The sequence below is a fragment of the Stenotrophomonas sp. T8 genome, from assembly GCF_051853085.1.
GTDB classification, from domain to species: Bacteria; Pseudomonadota; Gammaproteobacteria; order Xanthomonadales; family Xanthomonadaceae; genus Stenotrophomonas; species Stenotrophomonas sepilia.
Map to the genome: position 1 here is coordinate 3,505,933 of NZ_CP195329.1, position 10,264 is coordinate 3,516,196.

Annotated in this window: 12 protein-coding genes; 4 read left to right on the forward strand and 8 right to left on the reverse strand. The window is 67.2% G+C overall.

Annotation, left to right across the window (positions count from 1 at the left end; all coding sequences use genetic code 11):
- Window positions 1–142: 142 nt before the first annotated feature.
- Window positions 143–2,176 (forward strand): TonB-dependent receptor domain-containing protein, encoded by a 2,034-nt coding sequence (locus tag ACSDHM_RS16190; protein WP_439426387.1) that lies wholly within the window; start codon window positions 143–145, stop codon window positions 2,174–2,176.
- 60 nt (window positions 2,177–2,236) lie between these two features.
- Here the strand turns inward: ACSDHM_RS16190 and ACSDHM_RS16195 are convergent, their stop codons facing one another.
- A complete protein-coding gene (locus ACSDHM_RS16195) occupies window positions 2,237–2,407 on the reverse strand; it encodes a hypothetical protein (protein ID WP_172412093.1) in 171 nt (56 codons plus the stop codon).
- A 214-nt stretch (window positions 2,408–2,621) separates the two neighbouring features.
- Here ACSDHM_RS16195 and ACSDHM_RS16200 point away from each other — a divergent pair, with 214 nt between their 5' ends.
- Window positions 2,622–3,008 carry a DUF2628 domain-containing protein gene (locus tag ACSDHM_RS16200; RefSeq protein WP_014648516.1) on the forward strand — a complete coding sequence of 129 codons (387 nt, stop codon included), beginning with the start codon at window positions 2,622–2,624 and terminating at the stop codon, window positions 3,006–3,008.
- Window positions 3,009–3,085: 77 nt separating this feature from the next.
- Here the strand turns inward: ACSDHM_RS16200 and ACSDHM_RS16205 are convergent, their stop codons facing one another.
- The 3 genes from ACSDHM_RS16205 to ACSDHM_RS16215 all read right to left on the reverse strand — a co-directional run bounded on the left by ACSDHM_RS16205 (window position 3,086) and on the right by ACSDHM_RS16215 (window position 7,732).
- A complete protein-coding gene (locus ACSDHM_RS16205; protein WP_439426388.1) occupies window positions 3,086–5,617 on the reverse strand; it encodes a methyl-accepting chemotaxis protein in 2,532 nt (843 codons plus the stop codon).
- A 211-nt stretch (window positions 5,618–5,828) separates the two neighbouring features.
- Complete coding sequence (locus ACSDHM_RS16210) at window positions 5,829–6,722, reverse strand: NAD-dependent epimerase/dehydratase family protein (RefSeq protein ID WP_072167234.1); 894 nt, start codon at window positions 6,720–6,722, stop codon at window positions 5,829–5,831.
- A gap of 98 nt (window positions 6,723–6,820) precedes the next feature.
- Window positions 6,821–7,732, reverse strand: coding sequence for a S41 family peptidase (locus tag ACSDHM_RS16215; RefSeq protein WP_439426389.1), 912 nt, complete (start codon window positions 7,730–7,732; stop codon window positions 6,821–6,823).
- Window positions 7,733–7,782: 50 nt separating this feature from the next.
- On the opposite strand from ACSDHM_RS16215, the gene ACSDHM_RS16220 reads away from it, so the two are divergent.
- A complete protein-coding gene (locus ACSDHM_RS16220; protein WP_072167236.1) occupies window positions 7,783–8,247 on the forward strand; it encodes a MarR family winged helix-turn-helix transcriptional regulator in 465 nt (154 codons plus the stop codon).
- A gap of 4 nt (window positions 8,248–8,251) precedes the next feature.
- On the opposite strand, the gene ACSDHM_RS16225 is transcribed toward ACSDHM_RS16220, so the two are convergent.
- Complete coding sequence (locus ACSDHM_RS16225; protein ID WP_255299123.1) at window positions 8,252–8,386, reverse strand: hypothetical protein; 135 nt, start codon at window positions 8,384–8,386, stop codon at window positions 8,252–8,254.
- A gap of 175 nt (window positions 8,387–8,561) precedes the next feature.
- Between ACSDHM_RS16225 and ACSDHM_RS16230 the strand changes: the two genes are divergently transcribed.
- Window positions 8,562–8,864: a KGG domain-containing protein gene (locus tag ACSDHM_RS16230; RefSeq protein WP_188247798.1), complete on the forward strand. Its 303-nt coding sequence runs from the start codon at window positions 8,562–8,564 to the stop codon at window positions 8,862–8,864.
- A gap of 125 nt (window positions 8,865–8,989) precedes the next feature.
- Here the strand turns inward: ACSDHM_RS16230 and ACSDHM_RS16235 are convergent, their stop codons facing one another.
- From ACSDHM_RS16235 to ACSDHM_RS16245, 3 genes are all read right to left on the reverse strand, one after another.
- A complete protein-coding gene (locus tag ACSDHM_RS16235; protein ID WP_072167239.1) occupies window positions 8,990–9,340 on the reverse strand; it encodes a VOC family protein in 351 nt (116 codons plus the stop codon).
- Between the two features lie 104 nt (window positions 9,341–9,444).
- Complete coding sequence (locus tag ACSDHM_RS16240; protein ID WP_072167240.1) at window positions 9,445–9,645, reverse strand: hypothetical protein; 201 nt, start codon at window positions 9,643–9,645, stop codon at window positions 9,445–9,447.
- Window positions 9,646–9,736: 91 nt separating this feature from the next.
- Window positions 9,737–10,255 (reverse strand): Rossmann fold nucleotide-binding protein, encoded by a 519-nt coding sequence (locus tag ACSDHM_RS16245; protein ID WP_252744762.1) that lies wholly within the window; start codon window positions 10,253–10,255, stop codon window positions 9,737–9,739.
- Between the last annotated feature and the right edge of the window lie 9 nt (window positions 10,256–10,264).

A 10,264-nucleotide genomic window follows, 5' to 3' on the forward strand; every position in this document is an offset into this window, starting at 1 on the left:
CACCGTCTTCCGCGCGGCCGCGACCCACCCAGCTGCGCCGGTCCAGACCGCGCACCCGACGACCCACGGAAGGGGGGGCTGCCTGCTGTCTGCCTGCGCCTGCTGCTTCCACCGGGTCACCCCACCTCCCATGGAAGCCGTCATGTCCCTGTCGTCCCGTTCCCGTTCCGCGCGCCTGCCGCGCACCCGCCTGGCCACCGCCTGCCTGCTGGCCCTGCCAGGCCTGGCCGCCGCAGAGGCCGCCGCCGATGCCTCCACCAAGGACCTGGATACCGTGGTGGTCACGGCTTCAGGCAGCCAGCAGTGGATCAAGGATGCCCCGGCCAGCATCAGCGTGATCAGTCGTGAGGACATCGAGCGCCAGCCGGTACCGGACCTGGCCGCCCTGCTCAGCCGCGTACCGGGCGTGACCGGCGGCCTCAGCGCCGTCGGCGAGCAGTCCAAGATCAAGCTGCGTGGCATGCCGTCCAACTACACGCTGGTGCTGGTGGACGGCAAGCGCATGGGCAGCTCGGCCTCGACCAACTATCGCCCCGACCTCGGCCGCCAGGACCTGAACTGGATCTCGCCGGACCAGATCGAGCGCATCGAAGTGGTGCGCGGGCCGATGTCGTCGCTGTATGGCTCCGATGCGATGGGCGGGGTGATCAACATCATCACCCGGCGCATCGGCGACGAATGGAACGGCAGCGCCACCCACAGCTACACCCGCCCGGCTGACGGCAAGCGCGGCGATACCCAGCAGATCGGCGCCACGTTCTCCGGACCGCTGGGCGAACGCTTCGGCCTGCGCATCGGTGCCAACAGCATGCGCCGTGATTCGGACCGCTCCAACGGCGGTGTCTACGGCAACGCCTATGCCGGCGAGAAGGACCGCAACGCCGATGCGCTGCTGCAGTGGAAGCTGAGCGACGCACAGGAACTGTCGCTGGAAGCCGGGCACGGCGTGCAGCAGGCCTTCATCGATGCGTCGCTGGAAAAGCAGGACGAAGGTGCCTGGGGTGCCAGTGAGCTCAAGCGCAGCTCGCTGGCGCTCAACCACGATGGCAAGTGGCGCTTCGGCAATTCGAAGATCAGTGCGTACTGGACCGAGTACAGGAACGACATCGGTGCTGCCGGCCGTTCCGAAGCGACCGATACGATCATTGAGGGCAGCCTGACCACGCCGTTCGCCCTCGGCGTTGAACACCAGTTCGCCGTAGGCGGCCAATGGAAGCGGCAGGAGCTGACCAACACCGACACCATCGGCCGCGCACCGATCGACTATGCCGGCAACGCGGTCAGCGGCTCCACTCTGGACGTGGACACCTGGGCGCTGTTTGCCGAGGACGAGCTGAAACTGCACCGCACCCTGGCCCTGACCGTGGGCGCGCGCCTGGACCATCACGAGCAGTTCGGCGGCCACGTCAGCCCGCGTGCGTACCTGGTGTGGCACCCGGCCGAACAGTGGACGATCCGCGGTGGCGTCTCCAAGGGCTTCCGTGCGCCCAGCCTGACCGAGAACTCGGCCAGTGCCGCTACCCAGTCCGGGGGCCGCGGCTGCACGTCGCTGATTCCGCTGGGCTACACCCGCGGCGGGTGCTACATGGCCGGCAACCCGGACCTGGATCCGGAGACCAGCACCAACCGCGAGATCGGCATCAGCTTCGACAATGATCTGATCGATGTCGGCGTGACCTATTTCCACACCGACTTCCGGAACAAGATCGAGTACGCACCGCTGGGCCGGTTCAACGGCATCTGGTGGACGCGCATGAGCAACGTACAGCGCGCGCGCACCCGCGGCATGGAAGGCAACCTCAACGTCCGCTTCGGCGAGCAGTGGCGCTGGCGCACCTCGGCGACCTGGATGAAGGAAGCCAGGAACCTGACCACCGGCCGCAACCTGATCGATACGCCGGAGTTCTCCGGCTATTCGTCGCTGGACTGGGCGCCCAGCACGGTGTTTTCCGGCAGCCTGTCGGCGCAGTACACAGGCAGGCAGACGGGCACCGCCACGACCTTCCTCAAGGCCTATACGCTGTATGACCTGACCGCGGCATGGAACGTCAACGAAGTGCTGACCCTGCGCGGTGGCGTCAGCAACCTGGCCGACAAGAAGCTGTATGCGGAAGGCTCCACCGACTACTTCGTCGCCGGGCGCAGCTACTTCCTGAGCATGACCGCGCGGTTCTGACCGGCGGCACGCACCGTGATCGCGCTGGCGACATGCCAGCGCGATCGACGGTGTTGCGGGTTACTCGCTTTCCAGCGCGGTCGGTGCCGCATCCCGCGTGGCGGCCGTGCGCGCACGGTCCATCGCCACCGCCAGTTGCTGGCGTGCGAGCAGTTGTTGTGCCTGCACCACTTCAGGTGTCGGCAGGAGCACCGGTCCCGGTGCGTTTTCCGGTGTAGCAGCTGTGGTCATGCAACCTCCATGGACATCCCGCCACCGCACGGGCTCAGCCGGGGCGGCAGCGGAACTGCGCACCCTATCCTAAAAACAAGGCGGGTGGGTGACGGCGCGGCGCTTGGCCGCAGGCGCGGGAACAAGGCAGGCGTCACATTCTTGACGCTAGCGCTTGGATCCTGAATAGGACTTGTCCTATCATGAAAACGTTTTCTCACAGGGATGTTTCCCAATGAATACCACCGACCTGTCCCAGTTCAGCCCGAAGTGGCAGTTCCGCTTCAACTTCTTCCGCCAGCACGGCGCCCCCAAGAACCCCGGCTTCAAGCAGGCTTGGAAGGCACTGTCCTTTGGTGACCGCCTGAAGATCAACCTGAACTTCTTCGCGTTGTTCTTCGGTGCCATCTACCTGCTGATTCTCGGCATGTGGCGCAAGGCACTGGTGGTGATCGGCATCAACATCGCGCTGGCCATCGTCAGCATGTTCCTGCCGGATGTCGTCGGGCGCATGCTGTTCATCGCCATGAACCTGCTGGTCGCCTCCAGCACCAACTACAGCTACTACCTGGAAAAGGTGGAAGGACGCGCCAGCTGGAATCCGTTTGAAGGAATGTTCTGAGCCATCAGACCTGCGCAGGATGCGCGGCAAGGATGCATGCGACGCCCGGCAGCCGCCGGGCGTCTTCGTTTCCGGCATCAGGCCGCGCGGCGGGCCATGCCCTCCGGCTCGGCCTGCAGGCGGAAGCGCGACACCGCCACTGCCAGCTGCTCGGCCTGCTCCTCCATCGCACGGGCGGCGGCACTGGCTTCCTCCACCAGCGCGGCGTTCTGCTGGGTGGTTTCGTCCATCTGCACTACGGTCTGGTTGACCTGCTCGATGCCGGCAGACTGTTCGCGCGACGCGGCCGAGATCTCGGCCATGATCTCGTTGACCCGGCGGACCTGACCGACGATGTCCTGCATGGTGCGCCCCGCACCGTGCACCAGCTGCGCGCCGGCACCGACCTGGGCCACCGAGGCGTCGATCAGCTCCTTGATCTCCTTGGCAGCACCCGCCGAGCGCTGCGCCAGCGCCCGCACTTCACTGGCCACCACTGCGAAGCCACGGCCCTGTTCGCCGGCGCGCGCCGCTTCCACTGCGGCGTTCAACGCCAGGATGTTGGTCTGGAACGCAATGCCATCGATCACCGAGATGATCTCGGCGATGCGCTGCGAAGACGCCTCGATCTGCTCCATGGTGTGCACCACCTGGCTGACCACCTGGCCGCCTTCGCTGGCCACGCCCGCTGCGGAACCGGCCAACGTGTTTGCCTGCAGCGCATGGTCGGCATTCTGGCGCACGGTGGAGGTCAGTTCTTCCATCGACGCGGCGGTTTCTTCCAGGTTGGCGGCCTGCTGTTCGGTGCGGCGCGACAGGTCGCTGTTGCCGGCGGCGATTTCACCGGCGGCCAGGCGGATGCTGGCCGCCGACTGCTGGATCTGGCCGACGATCTGGGTCAGCTGCTGCACGGTGCTGTTGGCATCGTCGCGCATCACCGCAAACACGCCGTGGAAGTCGCCCTGCATGCGCGCACTGAGGTCACCGACGGCGATCGCGCGCAGCAGCGTCGACAGTGCCGCCAGGTTGTGGTCGCTGACCTGCATCATTGTGTTCAGGGTCTCCACCATGCGGCGGAAATCATGTTCGAAGCGCAGTGCATCACCGCGCACGGCGAAGTCACCGGCGGCGGCGGCGGCGGCCAGTTGCTGGATCTGCTCGTTGATCGCGGCCAGGTTGCGCTTGGTGGTCGCCATTGCGGCAGTGAACACCGCCTTCTCGCCCGGCAGCACTTCCATGTCCACGCTGAGGTCGCCCACGGCATAGCGCTGCATCACTTCAACCAGGCGCTGGGTGACCGCATTGCTGGAGGCCACCAGCTGGTTGCTGTCGGCCACCATGCGGCCGTACTCGCCCGGGAAGGCCGCAGCATCCATGCGATAGCTGAGTTCACCGGCATCGTGCCGGCGCGCCATTTCGGCCTGCGCAGCCATCACCGACTGCAACTGCCCACGCATGCCCTGCATTGCGTCCAGCAGGCGCCCCACTTCGTCGTTGCTGCGCGCCGGCAGCGTGCTGTCCAGCTTGCCGGCGGCGACATCACCGGCCACGCGTACCGCTTCGGCCAACGGGCGGATCGCCAGGCGGCGCAGCAGCACGTAGACGCCGGCGCTGAGGGTCAGCGCGGCGATCACGCCGACCAGCAGGGTCAGCCACAGCAGCTGGCGTGCCTCAGACACGATCACCGCATGCGGCATCACCACGCCCAGCGCGAAGCGTTGCGGGGCGTCGCCCACGCGCAGCGGCACATACACGCGTACGTTGCCGGCCGCGTCGGGGCTGAAGGCCTCGAACGGACGGTCGGCGGCGATGTCGGCCAGCATGCTGCGGGTCAGGGCATCGTTGCGCGGCTTGCCGATCTCGGCGGCATTGGCCGAGGCCAGCACCACGCCCTTGGGCGACAGCAGTTCGACGCGGCCAGCCCCCATCGGCTTCAGCGTTGACAGGTGCTTCTGCAGCGCTGCCAGCGAGAAGTCGACGGTGAACACGCCCAGGAATCTGCCGTTCTCGATGATCGGCGTGCTCAGGGTGCTCATGAGCACCTTCTGGCCGGCGATGTCATAGGCGTAAGGTTCGCTGACCTTGGGCAGCTTGTCGCGGCTGGGCACCATGTACCAGTCACCGGAACCGCTGGCAGTTTCGGTGTAGTCGGTCATCACCGACTGCTGCGGTTTGCCGTCTTGCCAGGCCCAGTAGCTCATGTAGCGGCCGGTGGCATCGTGTGCTTCGGAATTGACGAACTCCGCATCCTTGCCGTCGAAGGCATCGGCCTCCCACATGGTGCTCTTGCCCAGCCATTGAGGATGAGCACGCAGCTGTTCGCCGAGCACCGCCGCCAGGCTGGCGCGGTCGGGTATGTCACCACGGGCACGCTGGGCCAGCACGGCCTCGACCATGGCGTCATTGCTGGCGAAAGCCGTGCCCAGATCAGCCGCCACCTGGCGCGCCTCAGCGTTGGCCTCGCTGGTCATGGTCTGGCGCGAGGCGCTGATCAGACTGGCGCTGGCCTGCCGGTAGATCAGGAAGGCGGTCAGGCCGAAGCACAGCAGCGCGATCACGGCGGTGCCCAGCATCAACTTGTGGGCGATGCTGCCCGGGCGTTGGGCAGCGGCAGAGCGGGAAGAAGACATGGGAGGGTCCGCAAGGAAGTTCAGGACGACCGGCACCACGAGGGCACCGCGCAGGCGCGCGATCCGTCGCGCAGGCCACCGGCCGCCGGGGCGCGCCCGGCGCTGGAAGCGCACTGGGTTAGCGGCCGCCCGCCAACGAGGTTGAGGCGGTCGGCCTGCACATTCCTGAATCCGCTCAGGGTCGGCTCAACGCTCCCCCTCTGCGATGCCCTCACTCGGCCACGCGGTCCTTGATCCACTGTGCCCGCGGCAGTACCTCGATGCTGCCGACGGCATACTGCTGAAGCACGTCGTCGGGCCCGAAGCACGGTTTCCAGCCCAGCGCGCCGCGCAGGCGGGCACTGTCGTAGACACGGTCGATGCTCAATGGCAGCGGCCAGCCACGGCGTTCGAATTCGGCCAGCAGCTGTGGCGCGCGACGGGCCAGCACGCTACGCGGGTGGGTGGCCAGCTCCAGGCAGTCCTCGCGCCGGAACGGCGTCGGGGCACAGGCGAGGTAGCGCGCGAACCGGGCGCCTTCGTCGAGCAGCAGTGCAGCATGTGCGCTGGCCACATCGCGGGCGTCGATGCCGCGATGCAGGCGGAACATCGCCATCCGTTCGGGCGGTTCCGGGAAACACCGGCCCATGCGCAGCACGCGAACGCTGAAGCCCGGCGTGGCGGCGGCTTCGGCCAGGGTCTCTGCCTGCAGCTTGGTACGGTGGTAGATCGTGCGCGGCAGCGGCTCGGTGTCTTCGTCGATCCAACGGCAGCCACCGGCCACCACGGCATGGCCATACAACGCAGTGGTGCTGGTCAGCACGAAGCGCCGTGCACCGGCTTCGCGTGCCGCCTGCAGCAGGTGTGCGGTGGCCTCCACGTTGATCTGCTGGAACACCGCATCCGGCACCAGGCCGACATGCGGGGCATGCAGGGCCGCGGTATGGATGACCGCATCCACGCCCTGCACCGCGCGCGCGACGGCCTGCCGATCGCTGACATCGGCAATGATGCGCGTGGTGGCAAACGGACTGCGGTCCAGCCCCACCACTTCGTGGGCAGCCGCCAACGCACCGAAGATCGCGCGCCCGATGCGGCCGGAACTGCCGGTCAACAGAATCTTCATTGAGTCCATTCACTCGAAGCGCCCGGGAACTACCGGGATGCTTCGATTCTAGGCATGCAATCGCGCATCCGCGATAGGACAGCCATGCAATCGTGCGTTCATCTTGACGACTTCGCAGGCGCCAGCAGTTGCCGCGCGATGAACAGCGGATCGTCGCCGCCGGCCACATCAGGCCTCACGCCAGTACGTTCCCAGTTTCCACCGGTGCGCAGATTGATGGGTTGCCGGTCGGGAATACTGATCTGATAGCCATCGGGCAGCAGCACAGGATCACCAAACATATGCGCGGCACCGCCACTGCGCGTACCGACAATCCGCGCACGGCCCAGTGCCTGCAGCGAATAGGCGACGAACTCGGCCGCCGAACCGGTGCGGCGGTCGATCAGCACCACCAGCGGTTTCAGGTACGCAGGCAGGCTGGCAGGCGGCAGCGGGACCGGCGTGCGCCGGCCGCGCTGGTCCAGCTGCTGCACCGCGTCGATCTTCGCGTCCAGCAGCGTGCGTACCAGCAGGTCGGCACTTGCATCGTCGCCGCCCCCGTTCTGGCGCAGATCCAGCACCAGGCCATCGGTGTCGGCCAGCAGGGCAAGGGCCGCAGCGAACTTCGGGCGCGCCAGATCCAGCGGATAGAAGGTACTCAGGCGCAGGTAGCCAATGTTGCCCTCCATCACCCGCACCTCGCGCACGCCGGCACCATTGCCGCGGGCATCGGCGCGCCAGGCCATCAACCAATCGTCCTGGCCGGCCGCTGCGTCCACGCGTTCAACATGGAAGTGGCCATCGAACATGTCCAGGTCCTGGTTCAGGCGTGCGCTGAACGCAACCGGATCCGAACAGCTGTCCGTATAGCGCTGCTGCACCGACCAGGTGCGCAGGGCATCGGCGATACGGGCGCCCTCCGCCTCGTCAAGGTACTGCGCCTGCACGGCGGTGGCCGCCGCGCGCAGCACTCCGTCCTGCGCCGGGCAGGCCCCTGCCAGCAACGCAGCGAGCATCCAGGACACGGCCATCAACCACCTCCGCGTTGAAGATATATAAGCGCTTATATATCATCCCGGTCATGGATCTCCAACACGCCACGCTCGGCACGTTGCTGCGCGCCCTGCTCGACCAGCTGGACCCGGCGGTCGAGCAGGCCTACCGGGACCTGCAACTGGACTACCGGCCCCGCTACACACCGGTGCTGCGCACGCTGATGGCGCAGGGCCCCTGCCGGATCAAGGACCTGGCATCGGCCTGCGGGCTCAGCCATTCGGCGCTCAGCCAGACCGTGGCGGCGATGGTGCGCGATGGCTGGCTGCACGCGTCCAGCGGCGACGATGGTCGTGAACGCATCCTGCAGTTGAGCCCCCGCGCACAGCGCGCGATGCCTGCGCTGCAGGCGCAATGGCAGGCCACTGCCGTAGCGGCGCGCAGCCTCGATGCCGATCTGGGCCAGCCGCTGGAGCAGGTACTGCGCGACGCCCTTGCAGCGCTCGCACAGCGGCCCTTCGCGCAGCGCCTGCAGGACGCCCGCCGGCGCTGAAGCCTTACTGCTCTGCGGCCATTTCGATTTCGCTGGGGAAGGTCCAGCCGCCGTTGCCCAGGCGCAGCTCCATCGTGCGGCACTGCGCGGCCAAAGGGGCTGTATTGCCGAGCACGTACTCCTCTTCGGTCGAGCCCATCACGCCGGCCTGGGTGAAGGGTGCAGTTCGTCCTAGCCACTCAGGGCGATGCGCGCAGCGGCGCGCCGTGAAAAGCAGTACGGTGCGGCGTGAAGGCAGCCGCACCGGTGCGGACACTCCGTTAGCCGGGCACCGGCAAGGATGAGCTTCCCTTCCATGCAACGGGAGCCTTCCCATGGCCGACCAGCACCACGGCACTTCCCATCGTGGCTTCGCCTCGATGGACCAGGACAAGCAGCGCGCGATCGCCGCAAAGGGAGGACGCGCCGCGCATGCGTCCGGCAATGCACACGAGTTCAGCCCGGCCGAGGCACGCGTGGCCGGCCGCAAGGGCGGCGAGGCGATCAGCCGCAACCGACAGCACATGGCAGCGATCGGCCGCGAAGGCGGGCACGCTCGCCACGCCAATGCACGGCAGCAGCGGCAAGCGGCCGAAGCGACGCCGACGAGGGACGGTCCACAACGCCAGCAGGGCTGACCGCGGCGCGTTCAGGCTCGCCTGGGCTGCCGGAGCAGCCCGGATGCCGCGAGCAGGGCCAGCACGCCGGTAGACGGTCATCGTCCCGCGCGCACCGTCAGGCGTGGCGAGGCACCATCCACCGCTCAGGCGTGGGCGAGGATGTTCAACAGCCGACCGAACGGATCGCGGACGAAGAAGCGCCGCACGCCCCAGGGTTCGTCGGCCGGGCCATATTCCAGCGCGATGCCGGCCGCGCGCATGCGCTGCAGCACGTCCTGCAGATTGTCCACTTCGATCGACAGGTCCGGCACCGGCGTGCCCGAGCCCCCTTCGCTGGCGAAGCTGACCTGCGCTTGCGCACTGCCCTGCCCGCCGTGGGTGACGATCCAACCATGGTCCATCACCACCGGCATGCCGAGCAGCTCGCCATAGAACGCAGCGGCACGTGAGGGATCGGGCGTGGCGATGTTGGCGACGACACGCTTGACGGCCATGTTCCACTCCACCAGGAAGAATGTGTCGAGACTGCCCAACCTTGCGCATGAACAGAAGAGCCCCGTCACGGACGGGGCCCGTCTTCAGCCGAGCATGGCTGGGCTTACACCGCGCCGCAGCGCTCCATGACACATCGATCGTATTCGTACTGGCATTCCATGGCATCACCACCACCGGACACACATGCTTGGTAAGCCTTCCAGCAGGGTAGATCGCAGGGCTGGACCGGTCCGGCCAGGGCCACCGAGCCGCTGCAGGCCAACGCGAACACAACACCGGCGATCACTTTCCCGAAAGTACGCATCGACATCGCTCCTTGATAAGCCTGGTGATCCCAGGCCGGGCCACCTTAGCGCTGCACACGGGACGCTGGGTGAAGGCCGATGCCGCTCGACTCAGCGGTGCAGCAACCCCAGCACACGCAGCTGCCCGGCCAACTCATCAACGTTGCGCCACGGCAGGATCGGCGAATTGCCGCGCTCGTCCGGCGGGTTGTCCGGCAGCGCATCGGACCAGCCACCGGCCCCGACAAGCGGCAGCAGCGGCCGCTTGTGCAGCCAGGCCAGGCAAACCTCCGAGATCGTACCGGCGCGCCCGCCGATCACGATGCAGGCATCACCGGCCAGGGCCATGATCAGGTTGCGCGCATCGCCCATGCCACAGGGCACCACCACCGTGGCGGGCCAATCGGCTGCCGGCATGCCGCTTTCCGGGATCACGCTGAGCACCTGGCCACCGGCGGCTACCGCCTGCTCGGCAGCTACCCGCGTAGCGGCACTGCCACAGCCGCTGACCAGCGTGATGCCCTGCACGGCCAGGAAACGCCCTGCTTCAGCTGCGCGCTCGAACGCGTCGCTGCCAGGATCGGCACTACCCAATATCGCCAACTGTGGTTTACGCAATGCGTTACGCATGGACGGCTC

What these genes read in the sequence shown, in the direction of transcription:
- ACSDHM_RS16205 (WP_439426388.1), bottom strand. Translation starts at nt 5,617, where the DNA reads ATGTCTTCTTCCCGCTCTGCCGCTGCCCAACGCCCGGGCAGCATCGCC.
- ACSDHM_RS16220 (WP_072167236.1), top strand. Translation starts at nt 7,783, where the DNA reads ATGGATCTCCAACACGCCACGCTCGGCACGTTGCTGCGCGCCCTGCTC.
- ACSDHM_RS16195 (WP_172412093.1), bottom strand. Translation starts at nt 2,407, where the DNA reads ATGACCACAGCTGCTACACCGGAAAACGCACCGGGACCGGTGCTCCTG.
- ACSDHM_RS16215 (WP_439426389.1), bottom strand. Translation starts at nt 7,732, where the DNA reads ATGGCCGTGTCCTGGATGCTCGCTGCGTTGCTGGCAGGGGCCTGCCCG.
- ACSDHM_RS16240 (WP_072167240.1), bottom strand. Translation starts at nt 9,645, where the DNA reads ATGCGTACTTTCGGGAAAGTGATCGCCGGTGTTGTGTTCGCGTTGGCC.
- ACSDHM_RS16230 (WP_188247798.1), top strand. Translation starts at nt 8,562, where the DNA reads ATGGCCGACCAGCACCACGGCACTTCCCATCGTGGCTTCGCCTCGATG.
- ACSDHM_RS16200 (WP_014648516.1), top strand. Translation starts at nt 2,622, where the DNA reads ATGAATACCACCGACCTGTCCCAGTTCAGCCCGAAGTGGCAGTTCCGC.
- ACSDHM_RS16190 (WP_439426387.1), top strand. Translation starts at nt 143, where the DNA reads ATGTCCCTGTCGTCCCGTTCCCGTTCCGCGCGCCTGCCGCGCACCCGC.
- ACSDHM_RS16245 (WP_252744762.1), bottom strand. Translation starts at nt 10,255, where the DNA reads ATGCGTAACGCATTGCGTAAACCACAGTTGGCGATATTGGGTAGTGCC.
- ACSDHM_RS16225 (WP_255299123.1), bottom strand. Translation starts at nt 8,386, where the DNA reads ATGGGCTCGACCGAAGAGGAGTACGTGCTCGGCAATACAGCCCCTTTG.
- ACSDHM_RS16235 (WP_072167239.1), bottom strand. Translation starts at nt 9,340, where the DNA reads ATGGCCGTCAAGCGTGTCGTCGCCAACATCGCCACGCCCGATCCCTCA.
- ACSDHM_RS16210 (WP_072167234.1), bottom strand. Translation starts at nt 6,722, where the DNA reads ATGAAGATTCTGTTGACCGGCAGTTCCGGCCGCATCGGGCGCGCGATC.